Origin of the sequence: Phascolarctobacterium succinatutens (assembly GCF_023497905.1) — a bacterium.
GTDB lineage: Bacteria > Bacillota > Negativicutes > Acidaminococcales > Acidaminococcaceae > Phascolarctobacterium_A > Phascolarctobacterium_A succinatutens.
In genome coordinates this window covers 804,072-826,064 of sequence record NZ_CP097284.1, presented here as the reverse complement: position 1 = coordinate 826,064, position 21,993 = coordinate 804,072, and the positions used below count along the sequence as shown (strand labels likewise).

At 38.2% G+C, this 21,993-nt stretch carries 19 protein-coding genes and 1 pseudogene; 2 read left to right on the top strand and 18 right to left on the bottom strand.

Annotated elements, in window-relative coordinates; genetic code table 11:
* Positions 1-75: 75 nt before the first annotated feature.
* The 17 genes and pseudogenes from M5E81_RS03915 to M5E81_RS03830 form a co-directional block, all read right to left on the bottom strand.
* Complete coding sequence (locus M5E81_RS03915) at positions 76-1,053, bottom strand: glycosyltransferase family 2 protein (RefSeq protein WP_249747918.1); 978 nt, start codon at positions 1,051-1,053, stop codon at positions 76-78.
* Positions 1,047-2,084: a glycosyltransferase family 2 protein gene (locus tag M5E81_RS03910; protein ID WP_249747917.1), complete on the bottom strand. Its 1,038-nt coding sequence runs from the start codon at positions 2,082-2,084 to the stop codon at positions 1,047-1,049. Before M5E81_RS03910 ends, M5E81_RS03915 begins: the two co-directional genes overlap by 7 nt.
* Before the next feature lie 63 nt (positions 2,085-2,147).
* A pseudogene (locus M5E81_RS03905) lies at positions 2,148-2,411 on the bottom strand (BCCT family transporter); the annotation flags it as partial.
* Positions 2,412-2,871: 460 nt separating this feature from the next.
* The gene (locus M5E81_RS03900; RefSeq protein WP_249747915.1) at positions 2,872-3,861 is read right to left on the bottom strand and encodes a glycosyltransferase family 2 protein; all 990 of its coding nucleotides are present in this window, start codon (positions 3,859-3,861) and stop codon (positions 2,872-2,874) included.
* 102 nt (positions 3,862-3,963) lie between these two features.
* Complete coding sequence (locus M5E81_RS03895) at positions 3,964-4,677, bottom strand: LicD family protein (RefSeq protein WP_249747914.1); 714 nt, start codon at positions 4,675-4,677, stop codon at positions 3,964-3,966.
* 15 nt (positions 4,678-4,692) lie between these two features.
* Positions 4,693-6,009 (bottom strand): adenylyltransferase/cytidyltransferase family protein, encoded by a 1,317-nt coding sequence (locus M5E81_RS03890; RefSeq protein WP_272881138.1) that lies wholly within the window; start codon positions 6,007-6,009, stop codon positions 4,693-4,695.
* Between the two features lie 19 nt (positions 6,010-6,028).
* Positions 6,029-7,093, bottom strand: a complete 1,065-nt coding sequence (locus tag M5E81_RS03880; protein WP_249747913.1) for a pyridoxal phosphate-dependent aminotransferase — start codon at positions 7,091-7,093, stop codon at positions 6,029-6,031.
* Between the two features lie 2 nt (positions 7,094-7,095).
* Positions 7,096-7,950, bottom strand: a complete 855-nt coding sequence (locus tag M5E81_RS03875; protein WP_249747912.1) for a LicD family protein — start codon at positions 7,948-7,950, stop codon at positions 7,096-7,098.
* Positions 7,951-7,955: 5 nt separating this feature from the next.
* A complete protein-coding gene (locus M5E81_RS03870) occupies positions 7,956-8,558 on the bottom strand; it encodes a phosphoribosyltransferase family protein (RefSeq protein WP_249747911.1) in 603 nt (200 codons plus the stop codon).
* Positions 8,521-9,243, bottom strand: a complete 723-nt coding sequence (locus M5E81_RS03865) for a PHP domain-containing protein (protein WP_272881137.1) — start codon at positions 9,241-9,243, stop codon at positions 8,521-8,523. Before M5E81_RS03865 ends, M5E81_RS03870 begins: the two co-directional genes overlap by 38 nt.
* Positions 9,244-9,369: 126 nt before the next feature.
* Positions 9,370-10,410, bottom strand: a complete 1,041-nt coding sequence (locus tag M5E81_RS03860) for an IS30 family transposase (RefSeq protein ID WP_249746999.1) — start codon at positions 10,408-10,410, stop codon at positions 9,370-9,372.
* 173 nt (positions 10,411-10,583) lie between these two features.
* Positions 10,584-11,078, bottom strand: a complete 495-nt coding sequence (gene lnu(C), locus M5E81_RS03855) for a lincosamide nucleotidyltransferase Lnu(C) (protein WP_019543803.1) — start codon at positions 11,076-11,078, stop codon at positions 10,584-10,586.
* A 23-nt stretch (positions 11,079-11,101) separates the two neighbouring features.
* Entirely contained in the window at positions 11,102-12,139 is a 1,038-nt protein-coding gene (locus tag M5E81_RS03850) for an IS1595-like element ISSag10 family transposase (protein ID WP_002837184.1), read from the bottom strand.
* Positions 12,140-12,231: 92 nt separating this feature from the next.
* Positions 12,232-12,693: a hypothetical protein gene (locus M5E81_RS03845; protein WP_249747909.1), complete on the bottom strand. Its 462-nt coding sequence runs from the start codon at positions 12,691-12,693 to the stop codon at positions 12,232-12,234.
* A 387-nt stretch (positions 12,694-13,080) separates the two neighbouring features.
* Complete coding sequence (locus tag M5E81_RS03840) at positions 13,081-13,719, bottom strand: acyltransferase family protein (protein ID WP_249747908.1); 639 nt, start codon at positions 13,717-13,719, stop codon at positions 13,081-13,083.
* Between the two features lie 170 nt (positions 13,720-13,889).
* Entirely contained in the window at positions 13,890-15,308 is a 1,419-nt protein-coding gene (gene wbaP, locus M5E81_RS03835; protein WP_419720843.1) for an undecaprenyl-phosphate galactose phosphotransferase WbaP, read from the bottom strand.
* Between the two features lie 346 nt (positions 15,309-15,654).
* Entirely contained in the window at positions 15,655-17,142 is a 1,488-nt protein-coding gene (locus tag M5E81_RS03830; RefSeq protein WP_249747906.1) for an aldehyde dehydrogenase family protein, read from the bottom strand.
* Positions 17,143-17,291: 149 nt separating this feature from the next.
* Here M5E81_RS03830 and pdxR point away from each other — a divergent pair, with 149 nt between their 5' ends.
* Positions 17,292-18,701: a MocR-like pyridoxine biosynthesis transcription factor PdxR gene (gene pdxR / locus M5E81_RS03825; RefSeq protein WP_040565362.1), complete on the top strand. Its 1,410-nt coding sequence runs from the start codon at positions 17,292-17,294 to the stop codon at positions 18,699-18,701.
* A gap of 76 nt (positions 18,702-18,777) precedes the next feature.
* Here the strand turns inward: pdxR and M5E81_RS03820 are convergent, their stop codons facing one another.
* On the bottom strand, positions 18,778-19,722 hold the full coding sequence (locus tag M5E81_RS03820) for a nitronate monooxygenase (RefSeq protein ID WP_249747905.1): 945 nt from the start codon (positions 19,720-19,722) through the stop codon (positions 18,778-18,780).
* A gap of 471 nt (positions 19,723-20,193) precedes the next feature.
* Here M5E81_RS03820 and ilvD point away from each other — a divergent pair, with 471 nt between their 5' ends.
* Positions 20,194-21,870, top strand: a complete 1,677-nt coding sequence (ilvD, locus tag M5E81_RS03815; protein WP_040565360.1) for a dihydroxy-acid dehydratase — start codon at positions 20,194-20,196, stop codon at positions 21,868-21,870.
* Positions 21,871-21,993 lie beyond the last annotated feature (123 nt).

Genomic DNA, 21,993 nt, shown 5'->3' with positions numbered 1-21,993 from the left:
CATATAAGATTTAGTTTTCTGCCTCCGCCTGCGCACTCAAGTACATGGATGTTTTTTGTATTATTACATACTACTTTAGTGAGCTGCTTTATTTATTACTTTGTACAAGTAATAAATAAAACCAAGCACTCTTTTAGGCAGTAAAGAAGCTATCAGCTTTATTTTCAATACAGCACTAAGATTGTTATCTTTACAATATGTTAAAACATTTTTCTTAATCTTATTTCTAATAATCTTCGCTGCTGCTATATCCTTAGGCTCATTGCTGTTGATACCTAACCGATAATAGCCGACAAGCCTTGGGATATAACTTTCTTCTAGTAAGATTTTTTTAGTAGACTTCTCCACCTGAGGCATAATCCGTTCAAATACTTTTAAATCATTAACCTTCTTATATATGCTATAGCTATTAACAGCACTATTTTCACGAATAAAATAATGATACTTGGGCAGATAATGATAAATATACCGGCCATCATTCAATTGGCAAAATTGGAACCTGAACAGTAAATCCTCACCATAAACAATATTTGTATCAAACTTAACCTTTTTACAGGCAGTTGCTTCATAAAATGAAGCAACCGGTTCCCATCCATAATGACAACCAGTTGCCATTTCGTAAAAAGCCTGTTTTGCAGTACAGTTAAAATCTTCCGATGGTAAAAACTTACAGGTTATCTTTCCTTCGCCATCATCCTTAACATAATTGTTCTGCAACAGTATTGGTTTTTGCTTGATTAATATAGGGGCAACAAGCTCGAAATAATCTATATCAAGCCAATCGTCACTATCAACAAAGCAAATATAAGCACCAGAAGCTACTGAAATCCCCAGATTACGGGCACTGCTCACGCCACCATTAGACTTATGCAAAACTTTTATACGTAAATCATCTGCAGCTAACGCGTCGCATATCGCTCCACTATTATCTGTGCTGCCATCATCAATGAGAATAACTTCAATATTTTCATAAGTCTGATGCAAAATAGAATTTACGCATTTTTCTAGATAAGCTTCAACGTTATATACAGGCACAATTACACTTATCAGCATGGCAAAGCACCAGACCTTGCCACAAATGTATAACTACTCACATAACTGTTAAAGGATAAACTCTTATGGTTTACCCCCCCGAATTTTACAAAAGATAATATTTTATAAGCTATATTTAGTGTGTTAGTATATTCCATGACATATTTTACTTTATTTTTTATGCTAACATCTTTACTAAGCAGCAAGGCTTTTATATTAAGAGAAATTTCCTGATGACAAAGCTCCAGTTCCTTTTTCCAGCTATCACATTCCTGCTCTTTTATTACTGCGACTACAAAATAAATATAGTGCTTTAAATAAGCTACATCAGATACTTTTACTCCTCTGGCAGTAAGCCATTGATAGCGTTCTTTAGCTATGAACATAGCCTTAAAGCAATTGCCCAGATGAACAGAATGAGAAACACTGTCATTTCTTATAATATAAAAATATAATGGCTCTGCAAGATAGTATATCTTCTCAGCATCATAAAATAGCTTATGTATAATCGAGTAATCTTCCATCAAGGAAATATCTCTTGGAAACTTAAGCTCAGTAAACAAAACCTTCTTAAAAACACGAGTGGGAAGATAACTAAGCACTTTCTCGTCAAGAGTTAATTCCGCTATATACGCTGCTTTATTCAGGATGCGGGATTTCCCACCATAAGCCATCTTTTTAGACCTGTCATTTTCAACACGAAAATAATCAAAGCACACAATGTCATAGTCTTGCAAAAGTATTTCCTTGATTGCTAAATACCAATTATCAGCAACATAATCGTCAGAATCAACCCAGGCAATGTATTTTCCACTGGCATTTTCTAAGCCAAGATTGCGTGCGCTGCTCACACCACCGTTAGGCTTATGAAAAACCTTTACGTTATCATAATTAGCAGCAAATTCATCGCATATTACTTCGCTTCCATCTGTACTACCATCATCAACGCAGATGATTTCAGCATCAGTATCAAGTTGGCTTACAATTGACGAAATGCATTTATTTAAATACAGTTTTGAATTATATATGGGGATTATGATTGATAAGAGCATTAGTTCACCTCCGATTAGAGTATCAGTATCAGTATCAGTATCAGTATAACTATTAATTCATTTTTATTTATTTGTATACTCTCTAGCATCCTTCAAAAAACTCCATGCTATCACCAAAATAACAATGCCTATTGGAAATGCAGCAATTATACTCACACTCTGTAAATTGCTCATTGAGCTTTCTGCGAACAATAATGCTATGGGTAATAAAATAAGTAGCACACACCACATCAGTTGAATACACTTATGGGGCATTTCATTTTCAGCTAACTTATGATAGCTATAGCAGGAAGCCGTTAAAGCTATGGAATCAAATGATGTAGCATAACTAACAAGTTTTTGAGCTTGGTTATTAGCCCCATACAACTCCCAAACATGGGCATTGTATAAATTTACATACTGAACCATATTAAACACTTCATCACTTCCAAATACTAATATGTCTAATACAGGACTATAATTATGTGATAACTTCAAAACACTCATATAGTTATTTTTAATTTTACACTTCATATTATTTATTAATAAAATTAATTTGCTTTTTTAAATTTAATTTCATAATGTTTTTCTGAAAGCGCCATATATATATTAGGAAAGGAAGATCGTAACATATCTTTAAAGCCTTCCTTAGATAATCCTTAAGATTCTACTCTAAATCAAAAAATTCAACTAAATGTCCTAAGCTTTCTATTATTCTTTTTAAAGCATAAGTTCTAAGTAGAGTTCTATTGTTTATGACTCTTTGCATTGACATTATACTTATTTTTATGATACACCTCTATGATTATTATACACTGTTTTTATCATATATATCTTTTGCTTTTTTGTAAATATTTAAATTTAATGCTATTAAAACATATGCAAGTAACTGTTTTTCTGAATTGTATTTATTGTTAATAATGCTAATAATATTTTTTCTAATTCTTGATTGTATTTGATATGCATCATTTATATGCTCTCTATAATCTACGCATCCTAATAACATATCTAAGGCACACCTATGCGCCCACCAATATCTGTAATTAACTGATTCTGATACTTTTCTATAATCTCTATAAATTATAGAACGACTTTTTTCATAAATATTAATCACATCAAAGATAGATGATTTATATTTTTTTCTATGTGTTATCGATCCATCACGTTGAACATATTTGTAAAACGGATTAGAAATTCTTCCATAACGAGAAACTCTATTAATCCAAGATAGAACAATTTCATCATCTTCAAATGTGGTATTCAATTTGAAGTATAACTTGCTAAAAATTTTTCTTTTAAATAACTTATTCCAAACTGTTGTCGTAGAACCCTCATAAGACTTAGCATATACGTCTTCTATAATATCTTCTTTATCAGTTAAAATATATGAATCAAATTTTTTACTAGTTACTTCTTTTTCTCCAAAAACGCTACTTGTACCGCACATCACAACGTCTAATTGATTATCTAACATATAACGCAACATATGTTCATACATATTAGAATCTATATAATCATCACTGTCAACAAATCCTATATACTCTCCTTTCATTATTTTTAGTCCACTATTACGAGCATCACTTAAGCCACCATTCTTCTTATGAATTACTATTATTCTATTATCGTTAATAGCTAACTCATCGCAAATCTCTCCAGATCTGTCTGTAGATCCATCATCGACCAATATTATTTCTAAATTTGAATAACTTTGATTTTTTATTGAATCGACACATTTGTTTATATAATTTTCAACATTATATACTGGTACAATTATACTAATTAATGGCTTTTGTATCATTGATTTTTCCTTTCTGACGATACTATATACGCTCTATATGACTTTTCCGTATCAAAAATAACATTTCCATGATATGATTGTTCTTTTACAGGTGTCATATAATTAATCACCAAAAGTCTTACTTAAAACTAAATCATACCCTACCGGACATGACGCTTTTATATACTCGAAATCTAACTCTACTGTTTCGTTAAACCATTCGCGTTTCCAGATGCATTTGTCATGGTAGTCAAAAGATATCTCTCCTATATCTAAATACTTTTCATTATTATACTTTGCTATGATTTTTTCAAACCAATTAAAGTATGTATGATAATCTATAAACCAGAAAATCGGTTTAGCTAAATAATGTGCTATAATCTTAAGTATGCTTTCATTTACCTTGGGATTTATCATAACAGCAGCATACCCTATACCATTAACTAAATATGTCAATCTTGAATGAAAGAACCATTTTACTCTATTATTAGGTGCAGCATCAAGAGGAAAAATATCAATAAAAATTCCTTGATTGAATTCTAGTCCTTTTTCATGCTCAACTATTGCTGTAGTTTCTGAGTTTCTAATCTGTACATGCGGTCTATAATAATTTTTATCAGTATCCACAGTTTGGGAAAAAAACTTCCCAGTAAATTCTTTATGCCTAATACATCCTAATAATGTGCCTCTAGCTAAAAAATATTTTAAATTGTATTTTTTACAAACTGCGATCAACTTCTCTAAAATATCATGTTCACTTAACCAAAATTTTTTCATATTTTCGTCAATATAGTATCCATCTACTTCCTCGCCTTTTAAGAATCTCTGCTTGCTCATAAATTCACCCCACAGTTAAAAAGCTTGTACTCCACTTTGTTCATTATATCTACTTATAACCATGCACTCACTAAATATTTCATCTCTTGTTAAAATAATATTGTCCAACCTTCCATCTTGAATACTTCTGACAAACTCAACAAGCTCATAGCGCAAACCCTCTCCCTCAAATTTGTAAAAATATTTCGTATTTTTGTTTATATCTTCATACCTAACTTCAAAGTAATCTGTCTTCCACCAAGGAGCAGGAACATAAATATAACCCTTGGTACCGGTTATAACCAAATTACCTTCAGCTTTTGCATTAATTGCAACTGTAGCATTAGCAATTGCTCCATCAAATATAAAATCTATTTTTGAAAAAACATCTACACCATTTTCATAATGAGAAGCAAATTTTATATCTTTATACTTAGTTCCTAATAATTTAAAAATGACTAGCAAAGGATATGCTGCTAATGATTCTATACTGCCACCAGCTATTCTTACCTGCTCTTGCAGGTGTTCTCCTAAAATCTGTGTAAACCTAGCCTCTACATTAAGAATGTTACCTATAACACCACTTTTTGCTAAAGAAATCAGTTTACCGAACGCCGGACAATAAGCGGTCTTCAATCCTTCCATTAACACAAGTTTTTTTGAACTTGCAATATCAAGCAATTCTTTAGCTTGTTCAATATTATTACAAAATGGGAATTCAGTAAGTACATGTTTTCCTGCCAACAACGCTTTTTTCATAAAATCAAAGCGCTCTTTTAAAGGAAGATTAATATATACAGCATCAACTTCTTCGAATAATGATACCACATCAATAAACTGTTTTAATTCACTTTTAGGCTTTGCTTTGTTATTGCAGTAAATACCTGCTATCTCCATACCACTAACATAATTAAATTCATCTAAAAATCGTTTTAAGATATCTTCATTACCAATAATTCCTAATTTAATATTGTGAGAGTTTCTAATCTGAGTACTGGAAATACCTTGTGTCCTATCAAGATAAACCACTTTACAATATTCAGACAAGTAATCAAAATGACCTACCCAGTCTGAGCCAACTGTAAAAATATCTACTCCATATTTTTTTATATCATCTATCTTTTGACCAAAATACTCCTCAATGATAATTTCATCAGCAAATCCTGTTTTTTCAACATTTTTTACTCTTGCCATTAAGGAATCATGAACATTAAATTTACCTCTGCACTTATCAAAATAATCGGAGGTGACAGCAACAATTAGGTAATCACCTAAAGCCTTTGCCCTTTGCAACAATTTGTAATGACCTTCATGAAAAAGGTCAAAAGTTCCATATGTGATTACCTTTGTCATAGTTATCACGCCTTTTCTTTTAATCTTTGCTATCTACTTCAAAAAATGCATCTAAAAAAGCTTGCATAGATTTTTTTGATCCAGTTGAAACACGAATAAACTCTTTTAAAAGAGGATTAGAATATGGATGTACTAATATATTTTTTTCCGTTTCTAATTTTTGAGCAATAATACTAGCATCATGTTTAGGTTTTACAAATATAAAATTACCTCTACAATCTTTACAATCATATTTTTTTTCTTTTAAAGATTTTAAAGTAAAATCTTTTCCCTCTTTCTCTGTAGAAATCAGATTATCTATTAATTGCGGATTGTCTATTATTTTTTCGCCAAATAATAATGCAAAAGAGTTTACATCAAACGTCAATTTGGCATTTTTTATATAATGAATGATCTCCGGATTACTAATAACTACACCCAAGCGACATGCAGCAAGAGAAAATAACTTAGAAAAAGTTCTCAATACAATTACATTATTTTCTTGCAAAGCATATTGTAAAAATGTATTAGGATAAAAATAGTGGTAGGCTTCATCGATTATTACAATAGCATTCATTGATTTAGCTTTATTGATAATTAATTGTATTTCTTTTTCAGTATAAACATTTCCTACAGGATTATTAGGATTCAATAAAACTACAATCCTCGTATCTGGATTAATTGCATTAATAATTTTATTTACATCCATACTTAAATCTTCTTCATATGATATTGGAACGTGTTTTAACCCTAAAATACAACAATTAACCCAATACATTTCAAAAGATGGCGCTACAGTAATTACCTCTTTCCCTTGTTCTCCAAAAGTTTCTAAAATATAGCGTATTGCCATATCCGAACCATTGGTGGCTAATACATTTTCATATTGAACTCCAATAAAATCGGCATATTTATTTAAAAATCTGTCTGGCTCAGGGTATACAGCTAAAAATTCAGGTGTTATCTCTTTTAACACGCTATCAACAAAGTCTTTAGGCAATCCTTCTGGATTTTCATTCATATCATAGCGTTTATACCCATATCTACCTTGCTGTGGAAAAACTCTTTCTGTATTTTTTATATTTTCATCAACATATAATTCCATTTTCACACCTCGTTTTTATATACTTTGAAAGAATGATGTGATACTTGGCATTCAACTGGCGGTGGAACCATATAATCACCATAAGTTGATGTTAAGTATTCATCATAACCTTTTGGACCCCAAAACTCACAATCCTCAAATTTAAATTTTATTCGTTCTTCGAAAGACACAGCTTTAGCTTTCTCAAACTTCCAATTCCATACAAAAACTGTTAAGCCGATATAATCACTTTCATTATATTTATATTTTCTAGAATTTTTATTAATGATTTTGGCAATAAACTGCGTATTTATCATTGAAAATAAGCAAATTGCAACAAACTTCAAACACGTTCTAATCGTATTTTTGAGCGAAACATTACTATCTTTGGAATCAGAATAATGTTTACTCGGCAAAAAGCAAAATGCAGAGGCATTAATAATGATACCCCAAATTTTCTGTTTAATCATAAATATTTTTTCTTTTAATTTATTAGCCGGTATTCCATCTATAGGGAAAACATCAACGAAAGCATGACAATTCCTATACTTCTTTTTCAAAGTCCCTTCAATTAATGTAGTTGTATAGTCTTCCACTCTTGCAAATGACATATGCCATTTGCAATTATTTTCAATTGAATTTACCCTGTATATAGATTCTTTTTTATTGTATTCTCTTAAAAATCTATCATAATCATCTCTAGGCATAGCTATATCAACATCATCATCCCAAGGAATAAATCCCTTATGCCTGACTGCCCCTAATAAAGTTCCACCACACAAAAAATACTTTATACCTTTTTCATCGCAAAATGCAGCTACATCTTTTAGAATTCCTAATTCTATCGCTTTAAGTTCTTCATTACTTAATTCAATCATCAAAATTACTCCCTTGCCTTATTTGAATACATTTCTAAAAATTTTCTATACTCCCTAGAATCCTTAGACATAGGCGTTCTAAGCATTTTATCAGTATATAAATAGTAATCTACTTTTACATTTTCTCTACTCTGTGACATAACATTTAATGCTGCAACCCTAATTACATAGTTAGAAAAATTACTTTTTATGAGTTTTTTTGCAGCTAAAATAGAACTTCCAGTATCAACAGAATCATCTACGAGTAAAATTTTCAAGTTACTATTTTGTATATTCAAAAATGCTACATTATCTAAAAATTTAATATGTCGTTCTTTTTTATGCCCATGCACATTACTTTTTAACTCTATTCGACGTAAAAAATTACATAACCATCTTGGTAGCACTCCTAATAACAAAGCCAATTTTTCTTTTAATTCATTTCCATCTCTAGTTGAGCCAACTGCTATAAGAGGAACACCGAATACATCACTCATTGACTTGCCAATAAGATATGCTCCTTTCGCAAGATATATAACCATATCAGGTTGATATTCTTTTTTTATTTCATGCGCAAAATTACAACAAACTTCATCTAATTTTTTTATTGATAATTCTATACAATCCATTGATATCTCCTTTTCTCAAAAACTTTATTGCTCTATCTATTTTCGTAAATATATGGCAAAAGCGCAAGCATTTTTTTTTATTAAACGTCGCTGATTTTATTGCACATCTAAAGCTTTCAGCATCTTTAGGATCAATTAATACATCCATAAAGTTACGCCCAACTTCAAAAATAGTATGCGCATCAGAGCCAATAACCTTTTGTAGGCCATACCTATCAGCAATTTCTTCTTGCTTTATACTGTATTCATCAGCAATATTCCGCCCATTATGGCACTCAATGCAATCAATGTATTTACAGTTATCTGAAATAGACTGCTCATCCAAAACTGTTTTATAGCGTTTCTTATCAAACGGATGAGGTATATATACGATGCCTTTCTGCTTTAAAATTGCATTTATTGTTTCCTTCGGTGATTGCATAGGCTTAATTTCTTTGTTTAGAAACAAACCTATAATCTCACCTTTATCAGTCATAATTTCTTCACCAATAATTACTTTTACAAAATCACCTTTTGAACGACAATAATCTCTAAATGCTAATGCACCTTTTATATTATTATGTTCTGTAATAGCTACATGAGTTATTCCTAAAAACCTACATTTCATGTATAACAACCAAAACGGCATTATGCTATCATGTGAATATGTCGTGTGTACGTGCAACTCTAATCTATACTGTCTCATAGTTAATTAAAATATATCCTTTCATGACACGTTACAATTGATAATAATTTAAGGCTATGTCACAACAAACAGTTGATAAATAGCCATTTTCTAAATTGCAATAAGAAGTTGCACACTTTTTGAAAATTAAGATGCATAGATCTTATCCAACTCAAAGTCAAACAGTTCATCTGGAGTTTTATATCCCAGAATCTTCCTTGGAAGTGAATTACACCAATCAGCGATAAACATAATATCTTCGTAGCTATAATTGTCCATCCTCTTTCCTTTTCGGATGAATCTTCTGAGCAAACCATTATGGCGCTCATTACTGCCTCTTTCCCAAGAACTGTAAGGATGTGCGAAGTATATTTTTATAGAAGTGTCATTCTCTATTTGCGAGAGTTCTGCAAACTCGCTTCCATTATCGCTAGTAATTGTCTTAAACACCTGACTGAATTTAGTACCATAGTATTCCTTTAGGTAAGCAATGCCTTCGTTAACAGCAAAGGATGTTTTACTAGTTATTTTCAGTGCGATATACTTGCGTGTTATACGTTCCACAAGAGTCAACACCACGTTGTCACTCTTGCTTTTACTTCCTATAACAGTATCTATTTCCCAATGACCGAATTCATTGCGTTCATCCACATTAGAATCCCTCTCGTCTATGCTGCGACCCATATGCTTCAGATTTTTCTTTATGCTGCGGGTTGTTCTACGTCTTCTTACCTTTAATGGAAGGTCAATGTTGCGCAATCTAAGCAGCATGGAATCTACATAGTTATAGAGAGTCTTTACGCACACAATTTCTTTGAGAGGAAATAGATGATTGTCTAGGGCATAGCCATGGCAGGCATCCAAAGACCAGTGTTCTTGCAATACTTTTCGAACAGTCCAAGTAACAAAATTACTTGTAAGAAATCTTTTAGACTTGCAAATACTGTTGCTATGGCTAGCAATATAGGCACGTTGAGCACGAGCAGCTCCATATCTACCGGTATGAGGATGAGCACCACGCTTGAGTTCATTCCTGATAGTATTTGGAGCACAGTTAAAATACTTTGCCAGCTGACGAAGAGAATACTGTTTAGAGCTGTCAGACAGAATTCCTTGTAATTCCCTGCGGTCTCCTAAAGAAAAGTGTTTACCTTTTTGATGATTTGTGATATCTTTGGTGTAGTCCATTGTGATTACTCCTTAGTTAGTTTTTGTGTAGCAACTTAATCTTAACACAAAGGTATCACAATGGACTATTTTTTATTCAATTTTTCAGGTGTGCAATTTCATTATACAATGAGCCATAAATAGCCATTTTTATAGGGGAGTATCAGAACTCCCCTACAAACTGTTATTTGCAGTTATCTATACTCATTTGGAATTTCGATATGAAGTGTCTCACACAATAACTTCACATCATGTGCATCATTTTCATCAAACTCGTATCCCAGATGGAACATTACTTGACTATATGGTTCAATACAGGAAACCTCTATTTCCTCAATTCTTCCTTTACCCGAAAAAGTTTCTACCGGAAAACAATCCCCATCATAAAGAATTTCACCTTCGTCCGTATATTCAAAACAATGCAAATCAATAATTCTGTTTTTCAAATCTTCCCATACAGTATGGTTCAATGTTGTATATTCCATCTTAATCTCATAAAAGCCATTAGCTTTCATTATTTCTATAAAGTTCTGATAATCGTTCTTTTCTACAAAAATGTCAATATCATTATGGGCTCTTGACTGATATCCAAGAAGAGCATCTACACCCCATCCACCATCAAGAAAGACTTTAATCTCCGCATCTATTGCAAATTGAAGAATCTGTTTTACATCTGTTATATTGACCATCTTATCATCTCCACAAATTCTAATTAGGCGACCAGAGGAACTGCTGGTCTGTTTGATAAATCTCTGCATTTAGCAGTTTTCAATGTTGCCAAAACAAAAGTTAAGAAGATGTTCCTTTTCTCCATGTCGCTTTCTTTGGCGTAATTTACAAGGTTATTCCACACAAGATAGTTGTTCAGATACTTGGTAGAAACACCGTTAAAGCCACGCATAAACCTCTTTAGCTGGCTATGGTAGCTATTGATATGTTGGATATTATAAATGCCTTTCTTGGCTTTGCCAGTCTTTAACTGCACAAGGTCAATGCCATTGGCATTTGTAAATCTCACATAGGAGTTCATCTTGTCCGTAACAAGAGTGGAATTGGTCTTAATCCTACCATCATAAATATGATGTAAATCTCTTGTAGAAACTCTACCAGTATTCGTAATCTTGGAGATAGACAAGCCATTCCTATTAACCGCACAAGGAACACATACCTTTTCTTGGGACAAGCCTCTGATATGTGTAGAATGACCACGCTTATGAGCCTTGCGTGGCATAGCAAATGTCTTACTCTTGCTATGATTGCCCTTGTACGAGATGGCGAAAAAAGTTTCGTCAGCCTCAATAATGCCGTCAAGGGTAACATCGTCTGCCATATTCTGAAGTGCATCCAAAATCTTGTGTCTCCAAAGGAATGCGGTGTTTCTGTGAATCCCACAAGCAACAGCAGTCTTACGAATGGATAAGCCATTCATCATACAATCAATGTACTGCTCCCACACGGACAAGTCTTTTCTTGTACCAGACACAATGGAGTTCGTAGCAATCACGAAGGACTTGCCACAATCCTTACATACATATCGCTGTGTGCCATCTTTACGATGACCATTGCGAACCACATGGATACAGCCACAAAGAGGGCATACACGACCATTTGCAAAGCGTTCCTTTGCTACGAAATCTTCAATATTCAAAGACTTTACAAAGGCAGGACTTAAAAGCATTGTTTTAAGGCTTTCCTGCTCTGCGACAGTCAACTTACCGATAATATCTAATGCGTCTTTGATAGTAGGCATATCCAATTACCTCCTTCGGTGGTACTGTTTCTTACTATTATTATACGCTATTTCTCGTCAAAAATCAACCATTTGTTGTGACAGAGCCTAATTTAAACAGGTAAAATATCATAAATAGAGATAGTAGCTAATACTATAAAGATAAAACTAAATCCTATTAAACAACAGTATATAGTACGATATTTAATAAAGCTCTTCTGTTCTTCTCTAAAAAATACGATATCTTTTTCGCTTAACCCATTTACACCATAGGCTTCAGCATAAGCTTGCAACATAGCATATGTGTTGACATTAGCATTATGAAAGTCATAAAAATAGAAACAAATATATGAGCTAAATACCGATATCAAACTAAATATTAACAATAAAGCTGCTATTTTATGCCCTTTTGTTACAGCAAGCAAAGCAATTATAACCAAAGTTGTAATATGTGATATCTGAATAAGCTTGTTATTCTCACTTTCCTTGTATTTCAAATATGCGTCTTGTGTAGCTTTTGTTGAAGCAATCTTGAATTCTCTTAAAGATTCATTACAAGGCAATACTTCACTCATCAATACGCACCCTTTCTGGCTAACAATGCCAATTCATTAATACTTTATCGCTTTATATATTGTATAGTTTTAGTCGGTTGAAAAACAAAGTTAAGGCAATAAATCCTTGTACAAAATTTAGCAATAAACACAGGAATAAGCACGCCTAAAATAGTTCCGACAACCATATATAAGAGTAAACTGTTTATACCCGCAACCTTAAATACCAACCTCAAACCTGCAGTAACAAAGCAGTGAATTACATAAATCTGTAAAGTGTTCTCCCCTATTACTTTCAGTACTTCATATACTTTCATTTTAGCTATCGTATAAAAACAAATAAGCGAAGCTATATTGGCTACGACAAATATTTCAAATGCATTTACATAGACACCTATCATGAAATGATTAAAGTACAGATATATATTGAACGCCAAAACCATACAAGACATACAAACATGCGGTGTTTTTAGCTTCGTATATAATTTTGTTTGAACAATATACCCCCATGATAAAAAAGTATGCGTGATAGAGAAGTTGATTTATAACTCCTATATTTAAATTCATGATTTTAGAAGTAATTGCAACAACTCCACATAAAGCAACCACAGGAAACGTAACCTTTTTTATATTTAAAACAGAAAAAATCAGATAAAAGATTATAAGTACATAAAGATACCACATTGGAGCAATAGGGTGATAAAAAATACCCAAAAGCTCCTCAAATCCAACCTGCTTATTTACTTTAGCACCAAGTAAAAACTTCACCAACCATGTCAAAAAATCCCAGATCAGATAAACAATCACAAAATCAAGAACCTTAGATTTATATTTATTATAGCTTTTGCTAAGCCAAAAAACAAAACCGCTGACTATAAAAAACAACGGCATATGAAATGAATAAATTGCATCATAAAGCGCCTGCAATTCAAATTTATACTGACTATACATTCCTGCAGATAATATACCGTCAGCGCAATGACCTATAACGACAGTCAATATCGCAAATCCCTTTAAAGCATCTATCCACTCAATTCTGTTATTCAATTTAGCACAATTCCCTTTCCGCAAATTTCAGCTCACTTTAAATTACACAGTTCATGTCATAATAAGAATCCAAATACTACTTCTGTTACGTAACACATAATTGTATTTATGTTTTTCATCATTCAGCCTTCTACAGTATTAAATTCCCTCATTTTGTTAAACATATACAGTTAATACGCACCCTTTCTCATCGCCACAACAGCAAAAGTCTTAAACAGCATCACAATATCAATCCACACGCTCCAATTGCGCACATACCAGCTGTCAAGCAGCACGCGCTCGTGATATTCGATATCACTGCGTCCGCTCACCTGCCACATGCCGGTAATACCAGGCTTCACCATCAGGTAATCGCCCACATATTCGCCGTAACGCTCCAACTCCTCCTGAATAATAGGCCTTGGTCCGACAAGGCTCATTTCACCCTTCAGCACGTTAAAAATCTGCGGCAGCTCATCAAGGCTGGTCTTACGCAGGAAAGCACCGCTTTTTGTAATACGCGGGTCATTTTTAAGCTTAAAATCACGTTCCCATTCTTCACGCGCCGCAGGATCATTAGCCAAAAGCTCTGCCAGCTTTTCTTTGGCATCCACACACATACTGCGGAATTTGTAGCAAGGAAACGGCTTGCCGTCCTTACCGATACGGATATGCTTAAAAATTATGGGGCCGGGGCTGTCCTTATAAATCCAAACAGCGATAAACAGCAAAATCGGTGAAATCGCAATTGTACCGATAATTGTCAGCGTATAGTCAAATACAGTTTTCAGCATTCTGTTAAACGGTCTTGCCAAATTATTCTTCAAGCGCAGCACAACCAGCTTCTCATTAAACAGGCTCTCAATTTCCAAACCGCCCGTCGGTATACCAACAAAGTTCGGAACTACACCGATGTTTTCCACTAAAGGCTGAATTCGGTAAATCAGCAAACCCAAAGCCTCATCCCGCAAACCCGGCGCAGCAATAAACACGCGCTTCACACCGGTTTGGGCAATAACCTTTTCGGCATCAGCAAAGCCTCCCAATACCGGATATCGGTCCAAAATACCATGCTGTACCTTGTTATCCTCTAACAGGCCGACAATCTTATAACCCATGCCAACGTCACTGCTAATTGCCTGCGCAAGCAGCTCTGCCGTTTTGCCGGCGCCTATAATCAGCACCGGAATCTGCAACAGCTGTTTTTTTATCAGGTACTTCTTAGTTGCATAACGCAGGATAGCAATAAACAGGAAAACCAAAACGGCAAAAAGCAATACAAAAAGCCTGCTGGTCCTTTCCGCAATTTGCGCTACATAAAGCACAAATACCAATGCTGCCGTACCATACAGGCAGGAATGAAAAATCTGCTCAACCTCTTTGTAAAAAGGCATCCGTCGGCTGTAAAGCTGACGCATATTAAAAAATACCATATAAAGAACTGGGAATACTACCCAGAAATTCAACCAGGAAATATGCAAACTTGTTGCGTTAAAGAAAAAATTGCGCAAAAAAACTGCGCTCTGCTCCGCTGCTACAATTGCCAGATAATCCAATAATACAAATAAAAATATTAAAACGATTTTTTGGTTATTCTTATACACATCCATACTCCCCTATTTTCAATATCGATAAATCTGCTATTCCTTGCGCAAATAAATTTGATTGTTATTTAAGGCATGCTATCCGCACACTTATCTAACAACCATTTATCCAATATTTATTATACACTCACGTACTTGTATAGTCAATCAACTGCAAGGTTAAACCTTTATACTATTTCATTTATAACATTATTATGCATCGAAAAACTGGCTTCTTGTTTTTTATTATTTAGCAACACCTGTTATATCAAAATTTCAGCGCCCTTCGGCAATGTCTTCCAGCAAAAAAGCTCCGGCAACCGCCGGAGCTTTTTTTGCGCAACTATTCAGGAATAATCCTGTTTATTAATCGTCAGTCCTGAGGATAAAACCCAGAAGGAGCATAACTGAGATTAATCATAATATTTTTCACTTGTGTATAGTGGTTCAAAATCATCTTGTGAGTTTCACGGCCGATACCGGAGGTTTTGTAGCCGCCGAAGGGAGAATGTTCCGGAATCTGATTGTAGGTGTTCACCCACATACGACCGGTTTCCACGTTGCGTGCCACACGGATAGCCTTGTTAATATCCTTAGTCCAGACAGCACCGCCGAGGCCGTATTCACTGTCATTAGCCATAGCCACAACCTCATCCTCATCGTGGAATTTGATAACTACGGCAACAGGTCCGAAGATTTCCTCCTGCGCCACACGCATATCGTTGGTTACATTGGTAATCAGCGTCGGCTTCATAAATGCACCCTTGGCCAGCTCGCCCTCGGTAAAGCGTTCACCGCCGCAGGCAATAGTAGCGCCCTCCTGCTTAGCAATTTCAACATAGCTCAGGATTTTCTTGATTTGGGTTTCGTTGATTTGAGAACCCATCTGAGTATCATCATTCCACGGCAGGCCCACCTTAACCTTATTGAAAGCTTGTACTAAAGCCGGTACGAATTTATCATAAATGGTATCCTGCACGAAGATACGGCTGCCGGCACAGCAAACCTGACCTTGGTTAAAGAGAATACCTAATTGAGCACCGTCGATGGCCTGATCAAAATCGCAGTCATCAAAATAAATGTTGGCACTTTTACCGCCCAGCTCCAATGTTGCCGGGATAATGCGTTCTGCCGCCGCCAAACCTACATTGCGGCCAACCTCGGTACTGCCGGTGAAGGCCAGCTTGGCAAAGCCTTTGTGCTCCAGCATATATTGACCGGTTTTGCTTCCCGCGCCGGTAATAACATTGAAAACACCTGCTGGCAATACGCCGTCAATCAGACGTGCAAATTCCAAAATAGAAAGGCTTGCTTCCTTGGAAGGCTTCAGTACGGTGCAGTCGCCTGCTGCCAACACCGGCGCCAGCTTCCACGCTGCCATCAGGAACGGGAAATTCCAGGGAATAATCTGACCGACTACGCCGATAGGCTCACGCAGGATGATAGACAGGAACTGTTCGTTAAGTACGGAAGCCTGACCTTCCTCCGCCAGGATGCAGCCGGCAAAATAACGGAAATGCTCCGCCGCCATCGGAATATCCACGTTCATGGTTTCACGAATCGGCTTGCCGTTATCCATGCTTTCTACCATTGCCAGATGTTCTTTGTTAGCATCAATAATATCGGCAATTTTATTCAGCAAAGCGGCACGCTGTGCCGGGGTAGTCTTTTTCCAGGTTTTAAACGCTTCCCAAGCTGCTGCGGAGGCTGCCTCTACATCCTCACGGCTGCCTTGGGCGCAAACTGCCAGATGGCTGCCGTCGGCAGGGCTTTCTGCATTATAGGTTGCGCCGTCGGATGCATTGCGCCACTCTCCGTTAATATATAAACCATATTGTGCTTGTAATTTTACTTTTTCCATAATAATGATAAACCTCCTCATTTGGCTCTTGCCCTTCACACCATTGTGACGGGACTTGTTTTTTTGATGTCACTATTGTATAATCAAAATGGTCCTATTAAAAGAATCAAAAAGCAAAAATATTTTAGAACCAAGGAGAAATATCACTCATGTTAACATATGATTTGGATAAACGCGGCAGCACACCGCTCTATGATTACTTATACCAATGCATCCGTCAGGATATCATCAGCGGCAGGCTGCAGGCAGGCGAACGCTTGCCCTCCAAGCGCACGCTGGCACAGCATCTGAGCGTGGGCATCATCACCGTGGCCAACGCCTACGCCCAACTGGCGGTAGAAGGCTACATCACCTCGCGCGAAAAGAAAGGCTACTTCGTAGAAGACGTCAGCAGCTACCGCGTGCGCCGCAAGGCTGCAGCAGCGATGCTGCCGGAGGCAGCAGAGCGTGAATACTTTGCCGACTTCAAGGCCAACCGCATCAGCCTGCAAAACTTCCCACTCGCTACATGGACACGCCTGATGCGCGAAACACTTTCCGTGCACAACGAAGAGCTGCTCAAAACCGTTCCCTACAAGGGCGTCTACGAACTGCGTAAGGCTATTGCCGACTATCTGGCACATAACCGCGCTATGCAGGTTGATCCTTCGCAAATTATCATCGGCGCCGGTACGGAATATCTTTACGGCCGCCTGCTGCAGATGTTCGGCCATGCCTGCACCTTCGCCATCGAAGAACCGGGCTATAAAAAATTCGCCTCCATCTCCGCCAGCTTCGGCAATCCCTGGAAGTACATCCCCATTGATGACAACGGCCTGATGATTGACAAGCTGGAGGAAAGCGGTGCCGACGTAGTACATCTTTCCCCAGCCAACCATTTCCCTACCGGTATTGTCATGCCCGTAACACGCAGGCTGGAGCTGTTTGAATGGGTTAACCGTATCCGCAAGCGCTATATAATTGAAGATGATTACGACAGCGAATTCCGTTACACCGGTCGCTTTATCCTGCCGCTGTACGCGCAGGATACGCAAAGCCGCGTAATCTACATGAACACCTTCTCCAAAAGCCTGGTTCCCTCGCTGCGCATCAGCTACATGGTGCTGCCGCCGCGTCTGCTGGAGCGCTATGAGCAGACCATGAGTTTTTACAGCTGCACCGTATCCAGCTTTGAGCAGTATACGCTGGCACGCTTCATTTCCGAAGGCTATTTTGAACGCCATATCAACAAAATGAAAAACTACTACCGCGAGCAGCGCCACAAAATTCTGGCTGCCATCCACTCCTCGCCGCTAGCCGCTGTTTCGCAGATAACCGAACGCAACGCCGGTACGCATTTTGTACTGCATATCAACACCAAACTGACGGAAGCAGAAGTACGCAAGGCAGCACTGGCAGCAGATATGTGCCTTTCCTTCTATTCCGATTACAGTCATAATACCGAAGAAAATAACGGCTGCACGCTTGTTATCAATTACGCTGCCATCGAGGCAGATAAAATTGCCGCAGTAATAGAACGATTAAGCAGCCTGTTCCCCGAATGCAACCAGATAAGCTGAATAATTACAGACCAGATTTAAACGCAAAAAAGCATGCACCGCTTCTCACAGCAATGCATGCTTTTTGCTTTAATTCTTACAGCTCGATTTTCTGTACGTTGGCAATAGCCTCTTTGGCTTCAGCAATAATACGCTCCATAACATCCTTGCAGGGCAGAATATTATTCAGCACGTTCAGGCTCTGACCGCACATAACGGTACCGTTGGTAACATCACCTTCCACAAGACCTCTGCGGTTGGTGCCTGTACCCATCGCCATCAGCTCCTCTTTGGGAGCACCGGCAATTTCACGTGCAGTATACGCATCGGTAAAAGCGTTCGCCAGGCAGCGTACACCAAGATTACGGCTATAGCCTGTTGCTACACTGTCAGTATCGGTTGCTTTGACAATTGCTTCCTTAGCAGCAGGATTTGCCGGGCATTCCTCAGTCAGCAGGAAACGGCTGCCCATCTGCACACCTGCAGCGCCCATCAGCAAAGCTGCAGCCAGCGCACGACCGTCGCTGATACCGCCTGCAACAAGCACCGGAACAGATTTAATCTGCGGCAGTACGTTTTCCATCAGCGCCATAGTAGTCTGCTTGCCGATGTGACCACCGGCCTCCATACCTTCAATAACCATAGCGTCAGCGCCTGCAGCTTCAATACGCTTTGCCAGCTTAACATTAGGCACTACCGGAATAACCTTGATGCCTGCAGCATGAAAAGCAGGAATGTGCGGTACAGGGTTGCCTGCACCCAAGGTAACAAAGGCTACCTTTTCTTCGCACAGCATAGCAATGATTTCCGCAATGTTAGGAGCCATCAGCATAACGTTAACGCCGAAGGGCTTGTCGGTCAGAGATTTTGCCTTGCGCACCTCGTCACGTGTCCATTCCACAGTACGGCCGCCGCTGCCGATGATACCGGCACCACCGGCGTTGGAAACTGCCGCAGCCAGCACAGCGTCACTCGTCCACGCCATACCACCCTGGATAACAGGATATTTTATACCTAAGAGCTCAGTTAATTTAGTTTTCATGATAATCACCTCGCAACAATTTTACACGCCTATTATATACTATTCTCCACGCAGTAATCGTGAATTATTTTTAAATTTTACCAAGTTTGTAAAGAATGTAACTAAGATGCAGTTTTTAAGGTGCAAGCTTACACTTAATTGTAGTTTTTTGTCCATAAAATTTGACATCAGGCTATAAAAATTGTAAAATTTTATGAGTACCCTGAAAGACTTCAGGACTGTTGTTTTTTATTTTTAACCGTATTGGCTGCAATAAAAAGCATTAAGGTCGAGGCGACTTGATGTATATGGTGCTTTATCAGCAGCTTGCTAAGTTCATTCCACGCAGGCTGCTCAGAAAGTGCCGGAGACGAAGAAGGTTGACGATGGCGTACATTCTGTACGTCGAGGAAAACCTGATGAAGTATACGGTGCTTTATCAGTAGCCAGTACGGTAGTAGTTATTACTTAAGGGAAAGAGGTCAAAGAAACATGCGCAGTACACAAGTAAAAAAAGGTTCAACCCGCGCAGCCCATCGCTCTCTGTTCTATGCAATGGGTTATACTGAAGAAGAATTAAAGAAACCGTTAATCGGCATCTGCTGTGCCGCTAACGAAATCATTCCGGGGCATATGCATCTGGATACCATCGCTAAGGCAGCCAAATACGGTGTGCTGGAAGCTGGCGGTACTCCGATTGAGTTCCCGGCTATCGGCATCTGCGATGGCATTGCCATGGGCCATGACGGTATGAAATATCCGCTGGCAAGCCGTGAGCTGGTTGCGGACAGCATCGAAGCTGTTGCTAACGGCCATGCGTTTGACGGCTTAATCCTGATTCCGAACTGTGATAAAATTGTTCCCGGCATGCTGATGGCAGCAGCTCGTCTGAACATCCCGACCGTTGTTGTCAGCGGCGGTCCGATGCTGCCCGGTCGTTACCATGGCAAAGATATCAGCGTATCTACTGTATTTGAAGCTGCCGGCCGTTTTGAGTCCGGTCAGATTGATAAAGCAGAGCTCAGAGAAATCGAGCATTGTGCATGCCCGGGCTGCGGCAGCTGCTCCGGTCTGTTCACTGCAAATACCATGAACTGCCTGACTGAGGTTCTTGGCATGGGCCTGCCTGGCAACGGCACTATCCCCGCTGCTTATAACGGCAAGCGTATTGCTTTGGCTAAGCACGCAGGCATGGCTGTTATGCGTCTGCTGGAGGAAAACGTTCTGCCTCGCGACATCATGACGCTCAATGCCTTCAAGAACGCTATTACTGTTGATATGGCTATCGGCGGCAGCTCCAACACCGCACTGCATCTGCCGGCAATCGCTCACGAAGCAGGCATCGACCTGCCGCTGGAGCTGTTCGATAAAATCTCCAAGAAAACTCCGTACCTCACTAAGATGAGCCCTGGTGGCAGCCACCACATCGTTGATTTGAACGAAGCCGGCGGCATCCCTGCCGTTATGCACGAGCTTGACCGTCTGAAGCTGATTAAAAAATCCTGCCAGACTGTCAGCGGCAAAACTGTCGGTCAGATTATCAAAAATGCGGAAATCCTGCGTCCTGAAGTTATTCACAGCGTAGAAAATCCGTACAACAAAACCGGCGGCATCGCTGTTCTGAAGGGCAATATCGCTCCGGAATGCAGCGTTGTCAAGGAAAGTGCTGTTGATCCTTCCATGAAGGTCTTCAGCGGTCCGGCTAAGGTTTATAATTCCGAGGATGAAGCTATTGCTGCAATTTGCGCACAAAAGGTTGTTTCCGGTGACGTTGTCGTTATCCGTTACGAAGGCCCGAAGGGTGGCCCCGGCATGCGTGAGATGCTGAACCCGACCTCCGTACTGGCAGGCATGGGCCACGACAAGGACGTTGCACTGCTTACCGACGGACGTTTCAGCGGTGCTACCCGCGGTGCCTGCATCGGTCACATTTCTCCGGAAGCACGCGAGGGTGGTAACATCGCATTGATTGAAAACGGCGATATCATTGAAATTGATATTCCGAACCGTACCCTGAATGTTAAGCTGAGCGACGAAGAGCTGGCTGAACGCCGTAAGAACTGGGTATGCCCGCCGCCGAAGGTTAAGAGCGGTTACCTGGCACGTTATGCTGCTTTGGTTACCTCCGCTGCTACCGGTGCTGTGCTGAAGGTTCCCGGTCAGGACTAAAAGAATTATATAAGCTGAAAAAGCAACTCCCCATCTTTCTTACCGCAAGGTAAGACGGATGGGGAGTTTTTGCATAAGAAAAGAGGCTGAGATAAAACCAACCTCACAAATTATAGAATCGCT

Coding starts and splice junctions, on each gene's coding strand:
- M5E81_RS03915 (WP_249747918.1), bottom strand. CDS start 1,053: ATGCTGATAAGTGTAATTGTGCCTGTATATAACGTTGAAGCTTATCTA.
- M5E81_RS03910 (WP_249747917.1), bottom strand. CDS start 2,084: ATGCTCTTATCAATCATAATCCCCATATATAATTCAAAACTGTATTTA.
- M5E81_RS03900 (WP_249747915.1), bottom strand. CDS start 3,861: ATGATACAAAAGCCATTAATTAGTATAATTGTACCAGTATATAATGTT.
- M5E81_RS03895 (WP_249747914.1), bottom strand. CDS start 4,677: ATGAGCAAGCAGAGATTCTTAAAAGGCGAGGAAGTAGATGGATACTAT.
- M5E81_RS03890 (WP_272881138.1), bottom strand. CDS start 6,009: ATGACAAAGGTAATCACATATGGAACTTTTGACCTTTTTCATGAAGGT.
- M5E81_RS03880 (WP_249747913.1), bottom strand. CDS start 7,093: ATGGAATTATATGTTGATGAAAATATAAAAAATACAGAAAGAGTTTTT.
- M5E81_RS03875 (WP_249747912.1), bottom strand. CDS start 7,950: ATGATTGAATTAAGTAATGAAGAACTTAAAGCGATAGAATTAGGAATT.
- M5E81_RS03870 (WP_249747911.1), bottom strand. CDS start 8,558: ATGGATTGTATAGAATTATCAATAAAAAAATTAGATGAAGTTTGTTGT.
- M5E81_RS03865 (WP_272881137.1), bottom strand. CDS start 9,243: ATGAGACAGTATAGATTAGAGTTGCACGTACACACGACATATTCACAT.
- M5E81_RS03860 (WP_249746999.1), bottom strand. CDS start 10,410: ATGGACTACACCAAAGATATCACAAATCATCAAAAAGGTAAACACTTT.
- M5E81_RS03850 (WP_002837184.1), bottom strand. CDS start 12,139: ATGCCTACTATCAAAGACGCATTAGATATTATCGGTAAGTTGACTGTC.
- M5E81_RS03845 (WP_249747909.1), bottom strand. CDS start 12,693: ATGAGTGAAGTATTGCCTTGTAATGAATCTTTAAGAGAATTCAAGATT.
- wbaP (WP_419720843.1), bottom strand. CDS start 15,308: ATGGATGTGTATAAGAATAACCAAAAAATCGTTTTAATATTTTTATTT.
- M5E81_RS03830 (WP_249747906.1), bottom strand. CDS start 17,142: ATGGAAAAAGTAAAATTACAAGCACAATATGGTTTATATATTAACGGA.
- pdxR (WP_040565362.1), top strand. CDS start 17,292: ATGTTAACATATGATTTGGATAAACGCGGCAGCACACCGCTCTATGAT.
- M5E81_RS03820 (WP_249747905.1), bottom strand. CDS start 19,722: ATGAAAACTAAATTAACTGAGCTCTTAGGTATAAAATATCCTGTTATC.
- ilvD (WP_040565360.1), top strand. CDS start 20,194: ATGCGCAGTACACAAGTAAAAAAAGGTTCAACCCGCGCAGCCCATCGC.